Source organism: Streptomyces sp. NPDC021224 (assembly GCF_044332905.1).
GTDB lineage: Bacteria > Actinomycetota > Actinomycetes > Streptomycetales > Streptomycetaceae > Actinacidiphila.
In genome coordinates, this window is sequence record NZ_JBIRPW010000002.1 from 762,423 (window position 1) to 779,039 (window position 16,617).

Annotated in this window: 12 protein-coding genes; 3 read left to right on the forward strand and 9 right to left on the reverse strand. The window is 74.2% G+C overall.

What is annotated here, in order from left to right; all coding sequences use genetic code 11:
• Positions 1–171: 171 nt before the first annotated feature.
• Positions 172–645: an acyl-CoA thioesterase gene (locus ACH4PY_RS08575; protein ID WP_398177649.1), complete on the forward strand. Its 474-nt coding sequence runs from the start codon at positions 172–174 to the stop codon at positions 643–645.
• A 44-nt stretch (positions 646–689) separates the two neighbouring features.
• Here ACH4PY_RS08575 and ACH4PY_RS08580 read toward each other — a convergent pair whose 3' ends face one another.
• Positions 690–2,288: an LCP family protein gene (locus tag ACH4PY_RS08580; protein WP_398177478.1), complete on the reverse strand. Its 1,599-nt coding sequence runs from the start codon at positions 2,286–2,288 to the stop codon at positions 690–692.
• A 115-nt stretch (positions 2,289–2,403) separates the two neighbouring features.
• Here ACH4PY_RS08580 and ACH4PY_RS08585 point away from each other — a divergent pair, with 115 nt between their 5' ends.
• Complete coding sequence (locus ACH4PY_RS08585) at positions 2,404–3,465, forward strand: glycosyltransferase family 2 protein (RefSeq protein WP_398177481.1); 1,062 nt, start codon at positions 2,404–2,406, stop codon at positions 3,463–3,465.
• A gap of 72 nt (positions 3,466–3,537) precedes the next feature.
• On the opposite strand, the gene ACH4PY_RS08590 is transcribed toward ACH4PY_RS08585, so the two are convergent.
• From ACH4PY_RS08590 to ACH4PY_RS08610, 5 genes are all read right to left on the reverse strand, one after another.
• Positions 3,538–5,511, reverse strand: a complete 1,974-nt coding sequence (locus ACH4PY_RS08590) for an LCP family protein (protein WP_398177484.1) — start codon at positions 5,509–5,511, stop codon at positions 3,538–3,540.
• A 176-nt stretch (positions 5,512–5,687) separates the two neighbouring features.
• Positions 5,688–7,430: an LCP family protein gene (locus ACH4PY_RS08595; RefSeq protein ID WP_398177487.1), complete on the reverse strand. Its 1,743-nt coding sequence runs from the start codon at positions 7,428–7,430 to the stop codon at positions 5,688–5,690.
• Between the two features lie 254 nt (positions 7,431–7,684).
• Positions 7,685–9,304: an LCP family protein gene (locus ACH4PY_RS08600; protein WP_398177490.1), complete on the reverse strand. Its 1,620-nt coding sequence runs from the start codon at positions 9,302–9,304 to the stop codon at positions 7,685–7,687.
• A 54-nt stretch (positions 9,305–9,358) separates the two neighbouring features.
• Positions 9,359–10,735, reverse strand: coding sequence for an LCP family protein (locus ACH4PY_RS08605; RefSeq protein WP_398177493.1), 1,377 nt, complete (start codon positions 10,733–10,735; stop codon positions 9,359–9,361).
• 595 nt (positions 10,736–11,330) lie between these two features.
• Positions 11,331–12,074, reverse strand: a complete 744-nt coding sequence (locus ACH4PY_RS08610; RefSeq protein ID WP_398177495.1) for a TIGR03089 family protein — start codon at positions 12,072–12,074, stop codon at positions 11,331–11,333.
• Between the two features lie 52 nt (positions 12,075–12,126).
• Here ACH4PY_RS08610 and ACH4PY_RS08615 point away from each other — a divergent pair, with 52 nt between their 5' ends.
• Positions 12,127–13,098, forward strand: coding sequence for a DNA-3-methyladenine glycosylase family protein (locus tag ACH4PY_RS08615; protein WP_398177498.1), 972 nt, complete (start codon positions 12,127–12,129; stop codon positions 13,096–13,098).
• A 117-nt stretch (positions 13,099–13,215) separates the two neighbouring features.
• Here the strand turns inward: ACH4PY_RS08615 and ACH4PY_RS08620 are convergent, their stop codons facing one another.
• The 3 genes from ACH4PY_RS08620 to ACH4PY_RS08630 form a co-directional block, all read right to left on the reverse strand.
• Positions 13,216–14,523 carry a coenzyme F420-0:L-glutamate ligase gene (locus tag ACH4PY_RS08620; protein ID WP_398177501.1) on the reverse strand — a complete coding sequence of 436 codons (1,308 nt, stop codon included), beginning with the start codon at positions 14,521–14,523 and terminating at the stop codon, positions 13,216–13,218.
• Positions 14,520–15,476 (reverse strand): 2-phospho-L-lactate transferase, encoded by a 957-nt coding sequence (gene cofD / locus ACH4PY_RS08625; RefSeq protein ID WP_398177504.1) that lies wholly within the window; start codon positions 15,474–15,476, stop codon positions 14,520–14,522. The genes ACH4PY_RS08620 and cofD overlap by 4 nt, the downstream gene beginning before the upstream one ends.
• An 88-nt stretch (positions 15,477–15,564) precedes the next feature.
• Positions 15,565–16,149 carry a cysteine dioxygenase gene (locus tag ACH4PY_RS08630; RefSeq protein ID WP_398177507.1) on the reverse strand — a complete coding sequence of 195 codons (585 nt, stop codon included), beginning with the start codon at positions 16,147–16,149 and terminating at the stop codon, positions 15,565–15,567.
• Between the last annotated feature and the right edge of the window lie 468 nt (positions 16,150–16,617).

Below are 16,617 nucleotides of genomic sequence, written 5' to 3' on the forward strand. Positions count from 1 at the left end.
AACGGACATACAGTGGTGGTCATGATCCACGCATCCGAGGGCTCCGGAACCCCTGAGCCGCCCGCCCCGCCGCAGGTCACGCGGGGTGCCGGGAAGGCCGACGGCATACCCGCGGTCCCGGTCCTGCCCGGCAAGCCGACGTCCGCCGCCCGTATCACGCTGTCGCACATCATGAGCGCGCACGACACCAACCTGCTGGGCACCGTGCACGGCGGCGTCGTGATGAAGCTCGTCGACGACGCGGCGGGAGCGGTCGCCGGGCGGCATTCCGAGGGGCCCGCGGTCACCGGTGCGATGGACGAGATGGCCTTCCTCGAACCTGTCAGGGTCGGCGACCTGCTCCAGGTGAAGGCCCAGGTCAACTGGACGGGCAAGACCTCCATGGAGGTCGGTGTCCGGGTCGTCGCCGAACGCTGGAACGAGGCGGGACGGCCCGCCAAGCAGGTCGCGAGCGCGTATCTGGTCTTCGTGGCCGTCGATGCCGAGGGCCACCCGCGCCCGGTGCCGCCCGTCGTCCCGGAGACGGCGGACGACCGGCGCCGCTGCCAGGAGGCGCAGATCCGGCGCACCCACCGGCTGGCCCGCCGCGAGGCCATCCTGGAGCTGCGCCGAGAGCGCGCCGCGGCCGACGCGCTGGACGACTGACCCGGCGGGCCGCGCCGGACGACCGCCCCGGCGGGCTCAGCCCGTCACGCGCACCCCACCCGGTCGCCGGTGAGCACACCGTCCTGCGGGCGCGTGCCCGGGTCCGGCGGCGGGGCGAGCACCGGCCGCACCCGGGCCAGCGCGAAGTCCGGCCCCAGCGTCACCCGCAGCACCGGGCCCAGCTCGGGCGTCGGCGCCAGCTGCGCGCCGGGCAGCGCCACCGCGAGCGCCTTCGCCGCGTCGCCGCGCTGCGGGTCGAAGCGGATGACCGTGTGGGGCACGTGGGCGTGCGCCGTCGCCGGGGCGCCGGTGGTGGCGAAGCCGGTGGCGTGCAGCGCCCGCTGGGTGTCCCCGGCGAGCCCCGGCACACCGGTGCCGTTCTCCACCGCGACCCGGACCGTCGCCGGATCGACCGCGACGGGGGTCGCGGCGGGCGTCCCGGCGGGTGCGGCGGGGTCAGCAGGGGCGGGGGCGGCCAGCGGCCGGTCGGCGCGGACGTCCGCCCACAGCTTCCCGGCCTTCGCCGGATCCCAGCGCACCGTCGAGCCCAGGCCCGGCACCTCGACGCTGCTGCTGCTCAGCGGGACGGTGGTGTATTCCGACGAGCGCGGCGAGAAGCCCTTCATGGCGCGGGCCAGGCCCAGCATGTCCCCGGTGTCCAGGCCCTGGTCGGCGCGTACCGAGCCGAGCACCGTGGAGACGACCTTGCTCAGCTTCAGCGGGTCGGCGAGCATGCCCTCGCTGGTGATCTTGCCCACGACCTGGGCGACGAAACGCTGCTGGCGCTGCATCCGCCCGAGGTCGGCCGCCGGGTCGGTGTGCCGCGAGCGCACGTACTGGAGGGCCTGCCCGCCGTTCAGGACGGTGGTGCCGGCCGGCAGGTTCAGGCCCGACCAGGGGTCCTTGAGCGGCTTGGTGGTGCACACCGGGACGCCGCCGAGCACGTCCACGGTCTTCATGAAGCTCGTGAAGTCCACTTCCAGGTAGTGGTCGACGTGCACACCGGTGAGCTGCTCCACGGTCTGCACGGTGAGCTTGGGGCCGCCCTGCGCATAGGCCTGGTTGAGCTTGGCCGGGTGCGTCGCGGCGGGGGCCGCGGGCGGCCGGGGGTCGTGCCCGGCGGCGGCCCGGGCGGCCCTGGCCGGGTCGCGTGGCGGGCGGGTGCCGGGCTCGGTGGCGGGGGAGGGAAGCAGGACGTAGGTGTCGCGGGGGATGCTCACCACGCTGGCCCGCGAGCGGTCCTGCGACAGGTGCACGAGCATGATCGTGTCCGTGCAGTGGCAGGGCGCCCCGCCCAGGTGGTACGCCTGCTTCTGCGCGGGTGCGAGGTCGTCGCGCCCGTCGGTGCCGACCAGCAGGAAGTTGGTGCCCTTGCTGCCGTTCGGCCGCCCCTGCATGCCGCCGAACGCGTCCACCCGGCCGATCGCGCCGCTCACCGAGGTGACGACCGTATGGCCCACCCCGCTCACCGTGATGACCAGCACCGCGAGCCCGCCCACGATCCGGGTGCTGAGCCGGATGGGCGGCCGCCGCCCCGGGCGCCCGCCCCGCGGCGCGGGCTTCGCGGGCACCGCCTGCCGCACCCGCCCCCGCGGTGCGTGCGGCCGTACGGCGGTGGCGCGGTGTCGGCTGGTCGGCGGCACGGGAATCCCTCCCCAGCGGTACGGGCGGCTGGACCCGTTCAGGCTAGGGACAAATAGGACAGTAAGCCTTGCCCCCACGCGCTGGAGTCCCCCGTTGGCGGTAACGTTTGCCGCCATGAACGCCGTGAACACGCCCCCCGACCCCGCGCTCCCGGCCGTCTCCGTGATCATGCCGGTCCTCAACGAGGAGCGTCATCTGCGGAACTCCGTCCGGCACATCCTGGAGCAGGACTACCCGGGGGAGATGGAGGTCGTGATCGCGCTGGGCCCGTCGACCGACCGGACCGACGCCATCGCGGCGGAGCTGGTCGCCGAGGACCTGCGGGTCCACACCGTGCCCAACCCCACCGGGCGTACCCCCGCCGCGCTGAACGCCGCGATCAAGGCCTCCCGGCACCCCGTCGTGGTGCGCGTGGACGGGCACGGCATGCTCTCCCCCGACTACATCGCCACCGCCGTCCGGCTGCTCGACGAGACCGGCGCGGCCAACGTCGGCGGCATCATGCACGCCGAGGGCGAGAACGCCTGGGAGGAGGCCGTCGCCGCGGCGATGACCGCGAAGATAGGGGTCGGCAACGCCGCCTTCCACACCGGCGGCGCCGCGGCCCCCGCCGACACCGTCTACCTCGGCGTCTTCCGCCGCGAGGTGCTGGAGCAGCAGGACGGCTACAACGTGGAGTTCATCCGCGCCCAGGACTGGGAGCTGAACTACCGCATCCGCGAGGCCGGCCACCTCATCTGGTTCTCGCCCGAGCTGCGCGTCTCCTACCGCCCGCGGCCCAGCGTGCGCACCCTGGCCAGGCAGTACAAGGAGTACGGGCGGTGGCGCCGGGTCGTCACCCGCTACCACCGCGGCTCGGTCAACCTGCGCTACCTGGCCGCGCCCGCCGCGCTGCTGGCCAATGCCGCCGGGATCGTCGTCGGCGCCGCGCTCACGCCGTGGGCGTTCGTGGTGCCCGTCGGCTACCTCGCCGCGATCACCGTCGGCTCGCTGCCGGCCGGGAAGGGCCTGTCCGCCGCCGCCCGGCTGCGTATCCCGCTCGCGCTGGCGACCATGCACATGTGCTGGGGCTGGGGCTTCCTGACCAGCCCGCGCTCGCTGGCCCGCCGGGTCATCGCGAGCCGCCGCCCCGCGGTCCTGGCCGCCGCGCAGGAGACCGCGCCCGCGGACGCCTGACCTCGCGCTTCACACAGGAGGGGCCCGCCGGACGCTTCCGGCGGGCCCCTCCTGCTGGTGCGCGTACCGGGCTCAGCCCGCCCAGCGGTAGATCGGCTGGATCGGCATGCACTTGCTGTCGTCGGCGCCGTTGACCGCGTCGGCGTTGTCGGGCACCCCGCCCGCCTTCGGCAGTGCCGCGGCGTAGTCCGTGCCCTTGGTCCAGTCCGCGCCCACCGTGACGGTCACCGTCTGCGCGGTGGTGGAGGGCTTGACGTTGCTGACCGGGATCTTCAGTGCCTTGGCGACCGACGTGGCGTCCGCCTTGCCCTGGTCGCCGTCGCCCGCCGGGTAGACGACCGAGGTGCCGGGGCTGGGGGTGGTCTTCTGGCTCGGCTGGGCCTGGGTGAAGCCCGCGGTCTTCAGCGCGGTGGCGATGTCGGTCGCGCGGTGGTCGACCGCCTGCTTGCCCTCGGTGCCGGCCGTGCCGTTGACGACCGAGACCGGGATCGCGGCGGGAGCCGCCGCGGGCGGCCCGGACGCGGTGCTCGGCTTCGGGCTCGCGCTCGCGGTGCCGGGCGCCTTGGCCTTGCCGTTGGCGTCCATGGCGACGTCGTTGCGCAGCAGCGACCACACCGTGCCCGCGTTGTCGGCCGGCAGGTAGTGCGCGTCAGGGGCCTGCGGGTCGGCGATGTGCGGCATGGTCAGCATCGTCATCCGGTTCGGCGAGATGCTCTTGAGCTCCATGCCCAGGTCGTAGAGCTTCTTCGGGGTGCCGATCTCGTCGGAGACCTGGAAGGCGTCCAGCGCCGTGGTGGCGATCTTGTTGAGCCGGCCCGGACTGGAGAAGATGTTCTGGCTGCGCAGGGTGCGGATCAGCGAGCTCATGTACATGTGCTGGGCCTCGGCGCGGCCGGCGTCGGAACCGAAGGCGTCCCGCGTGCGCAGCCACTGGAGGGCCTGCTTGCCCTTGATGACGTGCTTGCCGGCGGTGAGCTTCAGTCCCGAGCCGCCGTGCTTGATGTACTTGGTGGGACGGTCCCAGACGCTGTGCTGCACGCACACCTGGACGCCGCCGACCACGTCCGCCATCTTCACCACGCCGCCGAAGTCGATCGTCAGCCAGTGGTCGATGTAGACGTTCGTCAGGTTCTGCACGGTCGCGAGCGTGCAGCCCGGACCGCCACGGCCCAGCGACGCGTTGATGATCGTGTTGACCGGCGGGTAGACCCTGTGCGTCTTGGAGTCCTCGCACTCGGGAATGTTGACCCGGGTGTCGCGCGGGATGCTGACGACCGACATGTTGCTGCGGTCCGCCGACAGGTGGGCGATCATGATCACGTCCGCACGGGCGCCCGAGCTGTCGGCCGCGCCGCCCAGCTTCTGGTCCTCCGCGCTCAGCCGGCTGTCGGAGCCGAGGATGAGGATGTTCATCGCCGAGGTGCCGTTGGCGTTGGCCTTCGGTTTGGCGACCGTGGTCTTGCCGCTGATCCGCTCGCCCTTGCGGATCTTGCCGGCCAGGTACTCGTAGTAGCCGAACGCCGCGCCCGCGGTGCCGAGCACCACGACCGCGAGGCCGATCGCCGTCCAGCGCAGCACCTTGCGCTTGCGGCTGCGCTGCTTGCGCCGCGGGCCGCCCCTGCGGTGGCCCCCGGCGCGGTGGCCGGGTCCCGCGGGGGATTCCTCCGGGGTGCCGGCGGGGCTGCCGCCGTCGTCCCCGCCGTGGCGGCCGTAGCCGTCGTCGTTCCCGTCGAGGCCGCGGTAGCCGTCGTCGTGCCCGCCGTAGCCGTCGTCGTAGCCGTCACGGCCGCCGGGTATGCCTCCGGGTATCCGGCCGGGGCCGGGGCCCTGGCCCGGGATGCGGCCGGGTGCCTGGTCGGGGGCGTGACCCGGACCGGGGCCGTACGGGCCGCGGGGGCCCGGCACCTGCCCGTGCTGCCGGCCGGGAGCGGGCTGCTGCGGCGGGTACGGCTGCCGGCCGTCCCCGTACAGGCTCTCGTCCCAACCGAGGTCACCGGGGTTCGGTACGGCCCCCTGGCCGCCACCACCCATTCCCCCGTCGCGCATGAGTGAACCCTCCCCCTATCCCTGTCGGTCGGAACTCGGTCGTCCTCCTTTCAGACGGCGACCGGGCGTCCGGAGTTGCATCTCCGGGCCCTGAGTTAACACGACCGGTATCACGGAAGGGTTTCGCGGGGTGCCGTGGGGAAAGTCACGGTCTGCCGCGGGCGCCGTCCCCGGGGCTACTTCACACAGGTGGCGTCGTCCGCCTGCGTCCTGTCCATGCCCGCCTCGTCGTCCGCGTCGACGGAGTCCGGATCGGGTACGGGCACCCCCGCCCTGGTGAAGTCCGCGCCCAGGGTGAGCGACATGTCCGTCCCCCCGGCCGTCCCCGGCGAGGGTTGCAGCGCCGAGCCGGGCAGCCCCAGCATCGCCGCGAGCGTACGGGCCTGGTCGGCCTGCTCGGGGGAGTAGACCAGCGTGGTGCGGGCGGCGGGGACGGGGGCGTTGCCGCCGTTCGCCGGGCCGCCGACGCCCTGGGTGCCGCGCAGCCAGTCCACCGTGCCGCGGGCGGCGCCGAGGATGCCGCTGCCGTTGTAGACCCGCACCCGCACGTCGGACGCCGGGGCCTTCGGGCCCACGAGCTTCGGGTCGGTCCGGTGCCTCCGCTTCTTGCGCCCGCTCAGCGACACATCGTCCTTGACCAGGGTGAAGAGCCGTTCCGCGCGCGGCCGGTCGACGACCACGGTGGCGTGCACCCGCTCGTTGGGGTTGTCGACGACGGGCAGGGTGACGAACGTGATGTGCTTGGTGTCCAGTCCGGACAGCCCCCGGGCCAGGCTCGTCAGCCGGGAGACGCTGCCGATCCCGGTGTCCACCGTGAGCGCCTTGGTCGCGGTGTCCGCGAGCGTGAAGAGCTTGCGCGGGTCGGTCAGGCTGCCGCTCGACTTGATCTTGCGGAACATGGCGGCGAGGAAGCGCTGCTGGAGCTTGATCCGGTCCAGGTCGCTCTGGTTGCGCAGCGCGTGCCGCGTCCGGACGAACTGGAGCGCCTGCTCGCCCTCGATACGGTGCCGGCCCGCCGCCAGGTCCAGATGCGACTTGGGGTCCACCAGCGGCCGGGCCAGGCACACGTCCACCCCGCCGACCGCCGTCGACAGCGTCTTGACCGCCTCGAAGTTGACCATCATGAAATGGTCGACGGGGATCCCGGTGAGCTGCCGTACCGCCCGCATCGTGCAGCCCGGGTCCCGGCCCGCGACCCCCAGGCTCTCGTTGAACTTCGGCGTGGTCAGCCCCGCGGGGGTGCCGGGGATCGTCCGGACCGTGCCGTCCGGCTGCCGCGTCGGGCAGTCCGGGATGGACGTGACGATGTCGCGCGGGATGCTCATGGCCGTCGCGTTGCTGCGGTCGGCCGAGACGTGGAAAAGGATCGTGGTGTCCGCGTGCCCGGTGTCGTCCGGGTCGCCGTACCTGCCGCCCAGCCCCTGGCGGCTGTCGGTGCCGATCACCAGCAGGTTGAGCGGGCCGTCGCCGAGCACGTCCTTGCTGCCCGCGTCGCCGACGTCGACGGTGGTCAGGTTGGCGTTGAAGTGCTGGTAGACCAGGTAGCCGCCGACACCGACGATCACCAGCACCAGCCCCATCGAGGCGGCCACCCACAGCAGCGCCTTCCTGCGCCGCGACAGCCGCCCGGACCGGCCCCGGGCCGCGCCCCTGCCCCTCCCCGGTGCGCCGCTCCGGCCCTGCCCGCCGCGCCGGGACGGTCCCACGGCGGGTGCCCGGTCGCGCGGACCCGGCACCCGGTCCGGGGACGCCGCGGGCCGCGCGGGGGCACCCACGGGCCGCCCGGTCTGCCGGGGCAGGCCGCGGGCCCGCCGCCGCCCCGGTGCGGGGGCGGCGGGGCGCCGCCGGTAGGGGCCGGCGGACGGGTCGCTCCGCCACCGGTCCGCCGGATCGATCTCGCCTCGGTCTTGCGTGTCCACGGTCGCTCGGGCCCTCCATCCGGTAACCGCCGAGTCGCTTACAGTAGCCGCCCGAGGTGACGCGAAAGGGGTGTACGGAAAGATCCGTTGTCCGAAAAAACGGGCAAACTCCCGCAATACCGCAGCAATTGGCGGGGTTTTTCATGAGCTTTTCATCAGACTTTGCCCGGATGTCCGAACTGGCGCCCGAGGCCTGCCCCTTGCGGGACGGTGGGAGGTCCGCCCGCCCGCCCGCGACCCGGTGCGGGCGGAGCTCAGCAGTGGGCGGAGGTCCCCGGGGCCGTCGTCACGCCCTTGGGCGCCGAGGTCGGCGGACCGACCGGGACACCCGGCGCCGTGTAGTCCGCGCCGAGCGTCAGCGTCATGTTCGCGCGCGGCGCCGCGTCCTTCGTCCCCTCCACCAGCGCCGAGGCGGGCAGGCCCATCATCGCTGCGAGCGAGCGTGCCTGGTCCGCCTGGTTCGGGGCGTACTGCAGCGTCGTCTTCGCGGCCTTGGCGTGCGCGTCGCCGCCGTTGGTGGAGCGGTCCACGCCCTGCGTGGTCTGCAGCCAGGCCAGCACGTCCTGGGACGCGCCGAAGACACCCGTGCCGTTGTAGATCATCACCCGGGTCTCGTGCGGCACCGCCTTCGGCCCCACCAGCTTCGGGTCCGGCGCCGCGGGCTTCGCCGCCGCCGTCAGCGAGACGTCGTTGGCCAGCAGCGCGTAGACCTGCGGCGCCTTGTCCGGATCCGGCGCGCCGCTCACGACCGGCAGCGTGAGGAAGGTGGTGTTCTTCGGATCGATCGCGCCGAGCGCCGCCGCCACGTTGCTGAGCGTCTCCGGGGTGCCGATCACGCTGTCCGCCGTGAGGGCGCCGGGCTTGCCGTTCGCCAGCGCGGTCAGCGTGCGCGGCACCGTGACCGTACGGTCCACGCACGTGTCGCCCGCCGCCACGCCCTTGACGCCCTTGGCCGCCGCGTAGTCGACCATCACGACATGGTCGACCGCGAGCCTGGTGAGCTGCCGTACGGTCAGCAGCGCGCAGCCCGCGTCCCGGCCGCCGCCGAGCGCCGCCGAGAACGGCTGGCCCTTGGCCCCGCCGACGGTGCCCTTGCCGCCCGCCGCGGGGCAGTCCGGGATGTCCGTGCGCAGGGTGGACGGGATCGCCAGCGCCGTCGCGCTCCCGCGGTCCGCCGCGAGGTGCACGAGCACGGCCGAGTCCGCGGCGCCCGCCGCGGGGTGCGCGCTCAGCAGCAGGACGTTCATCGCACCGGTGTGGGTGGGGGTCTTGCTCCCGGCCCCGCCGACATCGACGGTGTTCATGCTGCCGCCGCCCCCGCCGCCGCCGAGCGTGGCGATCCCCACGATGCCGCCGACCACCAGCACGGCGGCCGCCGCTGCACCCCACACCTTGGGCCCGCCCTTGAGGGGCAGCCCGGGGGACTTGCGCTTCTGCGCCTGCCGCGCCGCGCGCCTGCCTCCGGGGGCGGCCGCGGGGACGGGGGGCGCGGGGGGCGCCGCGGGCTGCGCTTCGGGGGCATCGGCGGTGTCCGGGTCGGCGGAGGCCTCGTAACCGCCGTACTCCGGCGGGGCGTCGGGCGTGTCGCCGGTCCCGTAGCCGCTGTACGCCGCGGGCGCGTCGGGAACCTCGTACGGCTGGTAGCCGGACGCCTCGTAGCCGGAGGCCGCGTAGTCGGGCGCATGGTAGGGGGACTGCGCGGGGGGCTCGGCCGTGCCGCCGTAGCCGTAGCCGTCGTAGCCGCCGAACTCCTGCTGCTGCTGGGGCTGGTACGACTGCTGCGGCACGTCGAGCCGCAGCTGGTACGTGCCCGTCTCCGGGTCCAGCACCCACTGGTCAGCCGGGTCGACGTACCCGGACTCCTCGGTGCTCACGGTCGTCGGGTCCTCCCTCCACGGCCGGCTGAGCGCTCACCTTAGTTCATCGCCTCAGTTCGTGGTTTTGCCGCAGATGTCGGCGGCCGCGGTCGTCCCGCGGTACGTGGGCGAGGAGGTGGCGGTGCCGGTGGGTGTGGTGGTCGGTGTTCCCGAGGCCGCCTTGGAGCTGTGCGGGGACGTGGTCCCGGACCCGGAGTCCTGGTGGCCGTCCGCGGACACCGCCAGCGGGAGGTCGTCGCGCAGCGTCGCGAACAGCTCGTTCGCCGCGGGCTGCTTGAGCTGGTCGCGGTTGCGGTCGAGGACGTACTGCTCCCTCGGCAGCGTCAGGAAGTTCAGCTTGTCGGCAGGTATGCCCTGCACCTCGCGCGCCAGGTCGTACAGCTCCGGGAGCGAGTCCAGCCCCGGGTCGGCGGTCAGCGAGGACGTCGCGGCGCTCAGCACCGGGTACACCTTCGTGGGGTTCAGCAGCACGCCGTTGCTCGTCACCTTCGAGAACAGCGAGCCCAGGAAGCCCTGCTGGCGGTCCATGCGCTCGGTGTCGCTGCCGTCGCCCAGACCGTGCCGGGCGCGCACGTAGCCGAGTGCCTGCTCGCCGTTGAGCGTCTGCCGCCCGGCGGGAAGGTCCAGATGCGCCTGCTTGTCGTGCACCGGCTCGGGCAGGCACACGTCCACGCCGTGGATCGCGTTCACGATCTTCTTGAAGCCCGAGAAGTCCACGATCAGGTGATGGTCGATGCGGATTCCCGTCATGTCCTCGACGGTACGGATCGTGCAGGCGGCGCCGCCGAACTGGTAGGACCAGTTGAACTGCTCGAACTTCGGCGTCGTCTCCCCGCCCTGGGGCTTGGTGCACGCCGGGACCTGCGCCATCAGGTCGCGCGGGATGCTCATCGCTGTGGCGCTGTGCCGGTCCGCCGCGATGTGCAGCAGGATGACCGTGTCGGAGCGCTGCGTGCCGCTGTCGCGGCCGTACTTGCTGTTGCCGTCGCCGCGGTTGTCCGAACCGATGAGCAGGATGTTCTCGGCGGACGTCGGCCCCGCGGAGGGCCGCTCCGACGCGTGCGCCTGGAGCTCGTTCTCCGTGACGTGGTCGGTGGTGATGTTGCCGTTGAGCTTCTGGTACAGATACCAGAGGCCTCCGGCGGCGAGCAGGACGGAGACGGCGGTGACCGCGCCGACAACCTTGAGCCAGGTGTAACGTCCGCGCGGCTTCGCCGCGGGTTCGGTGGGTTTGGCGGTCTCCGCGGGGGTCTCCGCCGGGGTTTCCGCGGGGCTCGGCTCTTCGGCTTGCGCCGGGGCGGTTGCCTCTGGCTGGGCGGGGGCTTCCGGCTGCGCCGGGGGTGCGTCGGTTTCGGCTTGCGCCGGGGCTTCCGCGTCTGCGGGGGAATCCTCCGCGTTCTCCTCCGGAGGCTCTGCTGACGATGCCACGTCCCCGCCATTCTTCGCATAACCGGCATGCCGGGCCCGCGTGTGTGCGCGCTACTCGTTCAGACGGTCGAATCCGGGAATTGGTTGCGCTCGCAACCGCTCTGGGGTGCGGTGTGCGGTGTCCCGCGCGACCTTCTGCCGATGGGGGCTTGTCGCGCAGTTCTCCCCCGGAGCTTCGCCTGGGAGGTGCCCCCACGCGCCCCTTTGCGCGGCGCCGCCGTTGGGCGGTCGGGTGCCGCCACGGGGCACCTCCTCGGAATGCGCGTTCGGCCTCTTACCTGGTCGGTGAGCTACTCCCAGCGCATTCCTGCGGGGGCACCCCGCACCGTCCCCCTCCGGGCCGGTTCAGCGGCTGCCTGCCGGTGGGGGTGATCAGTGTGGGGCGAGGGCACGCGTTTTCAGGGGCGCGGGAACTGCGCGACAAGCCACGACGGCGGGAAGGTCGCGACGACCACCGCAACAGGTATCCCGGGGCGAAACAGGGGCGCGTGGGGGCACCTCCCAGGCGGAGCTCTGGGGGAGAACGGCGCGCTCAGCCCACCACCGGCGGACGGTCGCGGCGCCTACCGCAACAGGCACCCCGGGGCTTCCCCCCTCAGAGCGTGAGCGTCGTACGTTCGCTGGTCTCGCGGGCGGCGAGTCGGTCCGGGGGGAGAGCGGCAGCGTGCCGGCAGAGGACGGCGGAGCCGGCGGACGCGAGGGGGGCGAGGAGGCCCGCGGCGAGGCCTTCCCAGGTGGTGAAGGGGAGGCGGGACAAAACGCGGGCCCCGGGCGCCAGCCCGTACGCGTGGGCGCGTTCCACCACCTCACCGGCGGTGAGCGTGCCCTCGCCGGGGAGTTCGAGGGCCACCGCGTCCGAACGCACCGGTGCGTACGGGGTGAAGCGGTCGCCCTGCCCCGGCACCTCCGCCGCGTAGTCGAGGAAGCCGGCGGGGGGTTGGGGGAAGCGCCCGCCGAGGGGGCGCAGTGCGAGGGCGACCCGTTCGCCGTTGCATGCGCGGGCCTGGTCGAGGGTGTCGGGTCCGGTGACGACGAGGTCCGCGCCCGCGGGGTCCGCGCCGGGCGCGACGACGACCCCGGTGGAGAAGCCCGCGAGGATCCAGGCCGCGGTCTGCCAGTGCGCGGGCAGCAGCAGGGCGAGCCGGTCGCCGGGCTGCGCGCCCAGGTCGTCCTGGAGGAGGTTCGCGGTCTTGTTCACCCAGTTCGCGAAGGTCGCGACGGACAGTTCGACGCGTTCGCCGGTCGCGTCGTCGTAGAAGGTGAGGAAGGGGCGCGCGGGGTCCGTGCGGAGGGCGGCGGTGAGCAGGCCTGCGGGGGTGTCCGGGGTGGGTGACGTCACGCCGGTCAGGCTACCGGCCGGGTGCCGCGCCCCGGCCGGTTACCCTCGGCGGGTGCCTTCGCCCTCCTTCCGCCCGCGTCCGGGCGGCGCCGTGCCCGCGCCCCGGGTGGGCGTGGGGCTGCGCCGTACGTGGGCGCCGCAGGGGCCGCTCGACGTCCGCCGCACGCTGATGCCGCTGCGCCGCGGCCCGGCCGACCCGGCGTTCCGTATCGACCGGGACGGCACGGTGTGGCGGGCCAGCCGTACGCCGGAGGGGGCGGGCACGCTGCGGTTGCGGGGCAGCGCCGCCCTGCTGGAGGCGGAGGCGTGGGGGCCCGGGGCGGCGTGGCTGCTGGAGGCGATTCCGGCGCTGCTCGGCGGGCTCGACGACCCCTCGGCGTTCACCCCGCGGCACCGTGTCGTGCACGCCGCCCACCGCCGCAACCCCGGCCTGCGGCTGACCAGGACCGGCCTCGTCCTGGAGTCGCTGATCCCGTCGGTGCTGGAGCAGAAGGTCACGACGGACGAGGCGTACCGGGCGTGGCGGCTGCTGCTCCGCCGGCACGGCGAGCCCGCGCCGGGGCCTGCGGGCGAGCTGATGCGGGTCATGCCGGACGCGCGCGGCTGGGCGCGGGTGCCGTCCTGGGACTGGCACTGCGCCGGGGTGGACGACAAGCGCGCCTCCACCGTCATGCGCGCGGTGCGCCTCGGGGCCCGTCTCGACGCGCTCGCGGCGCTGCCCGCGCAGGAGGCGGGCACCCGCCTGCAGACGGTGCCGGGGATCGGCCCCTGGACGGCGGCGGAGACCTTGCAGCGCAGCCACGGCGCCCCGGACGCGATCACCGTCGGCGACCTGCACCTGCCGCACCACATCGGCTACGCGCTGACCGGCGAGCGGCGGTCCGACGACGCGACGATGCTGTCCCTCCTGGAGCCGTACGCGGGCCAGCGCCACCGCGCCGCCCGCCTCATCCTCCTGGCCTCCCCCGCCCCGCCCCGCCACGCCCCCCGCCTGTCCCCCAACCCGCCCACGCCGCGTTTCTGACGCTGCGGTTGACCTGCCGGGCAACCGTCAGGGGCGCCTGGGAGGTGCCTCACGCGCCCCTGGAAACGCTCACCCCGCGCAGCAGGGAAACCCTCACCCCCGAGCCGAGCGGCAAGCTCACCGCACCGCGATGAACGCCTCCGCCCCCCGCGCGGCCCGCGGCGGCGGGGAGGCGGCCGGGCGGCCGATCGCCACCGCGCCCATCGGGTCCCACTCGGGCGGCAGCCCGAGCACCTCGCGGACCACGTCGCGGCAGAACATCGTGGACGACACCCATGCGGAGCCGAGTTGCTCGCCGGCGAGGGCGACCAGGAAGTTCTGCACGCCCGCGCCGGTGGCGACCACGAACATCTCGCGTTCCGCGGCGGCCCGCCGGGTGTCGGGGTAGGGGTGGGCGCCGTCGGCGACGAGGCAGGGGACGGCGAGGTAGGGCGCCCGGCGCAGGACGTCGCCGCGGCGCAGCCGCTTGGTGATGCCGGTCTCGGAGAAGCCGTCGCGGCGCAGGTCCGCCTCCCAGGCGTCGCGCATGGCGTCGAGCAGGCGGGTGCGTACCTGCGGGGTCTCCAGGAGGACGAAGCGCCAGGGCGTGGTGTGGTGCGGGGCGGGCGCGGTGACGGCGAGGGCGACGGCGCGGCGGACGGCCGCGGGGTCGACGGGCTCGTCGGTGAAGTCGCGCACGGTGCGCCGCAGGGACACCGCCTCGCGGACGGCCTCGGAGGTGCCGAGCCGGAACATGTCGCTCGCGGCGTCCCGGACCAGTGCCTGCGCCCCGGGGCCGGCCGCGTCGGCGGGGAGGACGGCGTGGCCGAGGCCGCGGACGACGGCGACGGGGCGGCCCGTGGCCTTGCCCTTCACCAGGTCACCTGCGGCGGCCAGTTCGTCGGCGGTCGCGGTGACGGTCACGGCGAGGGGGTTGCCGTGGGTGTCCTGGGCGCCGCGCAGGTCGTCGAGGACGGCGACGCCCGCGGCGCCGATCGCGACGTCGGTGAGGCCCTGCCGCCAGGGCCGCCCGAAGGTGTCGGTCACGACGACGCCGACGTTCGCGCCCAGTGCGGCGCGCAGCCCGGCGCGGATGCGGCGGGCGGAGGCGTCGGGGTCCTCCGGCAGCAGCAGCACGGTGCCGGGCGCGGTGTTGGAGGCGTCGACGCCGGCGGCGGCCATGACGAAGCCGTGCCGGCTCTCCACGATGCGGGTGCCGCCGCGGCGGGCGACGAGCCGCACCATCTCCGCGTCGATGGCCGCCTCGCGGTCCTCCGCGGCGATCAACCGCCCCTCGGCCTTGCTGACGATCTTGGACGTGACGATCACGATGTCGCCGTCCGCGAGCCGCACGCCGGTGGCGGCGACGAGTTCGGCGATGTCCGCGCCCGCCTTGACCTCGTCGATGCCGTCGAGCGCGAAGACCTCGATGCGCGGCGCGCTCATGCCCGTACCTCCGCGGCGAGTGCGAGGGCCTCGCGGGCCATCTGCGTGGTCGCCTCCAGGCCGCTCATCATGAGCGGTACGGCGCGGCAGCGGATGCCGGCCGCCTCCACCTCGGCGACGGCGGCGGCGTCGACGGTGTCGACGAGCCAGCCGTCGAGCAGGCCGGAGCCGTAGTGCGCGGCCACCGCTGCGGCGGTGGACTCCACGCCCACGGCGGCCAGCACCTTGTCGGCCATGCCGCGTACGGGCGCGTCCCCGACGATCGGGGACAGGCCGACGACGGGCACGCCGGCCTCGGCGACGGCCTCCCGGATGCCGGGTACGGCCAGGATCGTGCCGATGCTCACCACCGGGTTGGACGGCGGGAAGACGATGACGTCGGCCGCGGCGATGGCCTCCAGCACGCCGGGCGCGGGCTTGGCGGCGTCCGCGCCGACCGGCACGACGGCGTACGCGGGGACGGCGGCGCGCATCCGTACCCAGTACTCCTGGAAGTGGACGGCCCGGCGCTCGCCGTCGGTCTCGACCAGGACATGGGTCTCGACCCGGTCGTCGGACATCGGGATGAGCCGCACGCCGGGCTTCCAGCGGGCGCACAGCGCCTCGGTCACGGCGCTGAGGGGGTAGCCGGCCGCGAGCATCTGGGTGCGCACGATGTGGGTGGCGAAGTCCCGGTCGCCCAGGCCGAACCACTCCGGGCCGACCCCGTAGGCGGCCAGTTCCTCCTTGACGGTGAAGGTCTCGTCGGCCCGTCCCCAGCCCTGTTCCTCGTGGATGCCGCCGCCGAGCGTGTACATCACGGTGTCGAGGTCGGGACAGACCTTCAGGCCGAACAGATGGATGTCGTCTCCGGTGTTGCCGACGACGGTGATCTCCGCCTCCGGCGCCGCTGCCAGCAGGCCGCGCAGAAAGCGCGCCCCGCCGATTCCTCCGGCCAGAACCACGATTCGCATGGGCCCCAGTCTTGCAGCCCGCGCCCGGCGGCCGTACGGGCACCGGTGCGCCCACCGCCGCGGGTGACGGCCCGTCCGGGTGCGCGGCTCAGCGCGCGGGCTGCGGTACGGCGGTGTGCGCGGGGGAGTCGCAGTTGTGCGGGGTCATCGCGGTCAGGCCGGGGAAGTAGACGTGCAGGCTGACCGCGGGCTCCAGGCTGTCGTTGACGACCTCGTGCACATAGCCGGGCGCGAAGGCGCGCTGCGCGCCGGGCGCGAGCACACGGACGGTCTCGCCGGCCGCGCCGCGCGCGCGTTCACGCAGGCTGCCGGTGAGCACGGTCAGCACGCCGGAGGACGCGCCGTGGTCGTGCAGGCCGCTGCCCTGGCCGGGGAGCCAGCTGAGCAGCCACAGCTCGTAACCGGGGCCGGTGCGCAGCCGGGCGTACCAGCGGCTGGTGGCGTCGTAGCGGACGAGCGGCTCCCACTGGTCCCGGTCGGCGGCGACGGCGCGGGCGAGCCCGGCGAACTCGGCCACCGTGGCGGGGTGCTGCGGCACGGGGGGCAGCAGGTGCGGCAGGGCGAGCGGGTCGCCGGCGATGGCGACGTCGGAGACCGCCGGGCCGTAGGCGCCGTAGGTGTCGGCGGCGGTGGAGGGCGCGGGGAGCGCGGGGCGAGCGGGGTGCTCGGACATGTGAAGGGTGTCCCTGGAGGTGTGCGCGAGTGGCGTGGGCGGGGCGCCTGGACCGCGGGTGCGGGCGGCGCGTCCCCTTGCGGGGGCTCAGCGACAGCGGCAGGGACAACAGCAGTTCTGCGCGAGCGCGACACGGCAGGACGCGCGGCGGCGGGTCCGGGTCGTCACGTGGGGCTCGGCAGGCATGCGTCAAGGAGACCGGTCCGGGAGACCCGCTGTCAAATGGATGTCCGGTTTGTCGCCTTCTTTCACCTGATCCGGCACCCTGCGTTGCCGAAAGGTTTGTGCGCGGGGGTGCGGGGATAGGTGCAGCGAGAACCGTGGCCCCGTGCCTCCGAGGCATTCCGATTGTCGGACGCGCCGGTCCCGGGGGAATTCGCCCGCCCGTCGTGACGCCGTCGCGCGCGAGGTCGAACGGTCTCCTCGGACGGGTGTTCCTGTGATCGAAATGTGATCCGCACCCCTTCG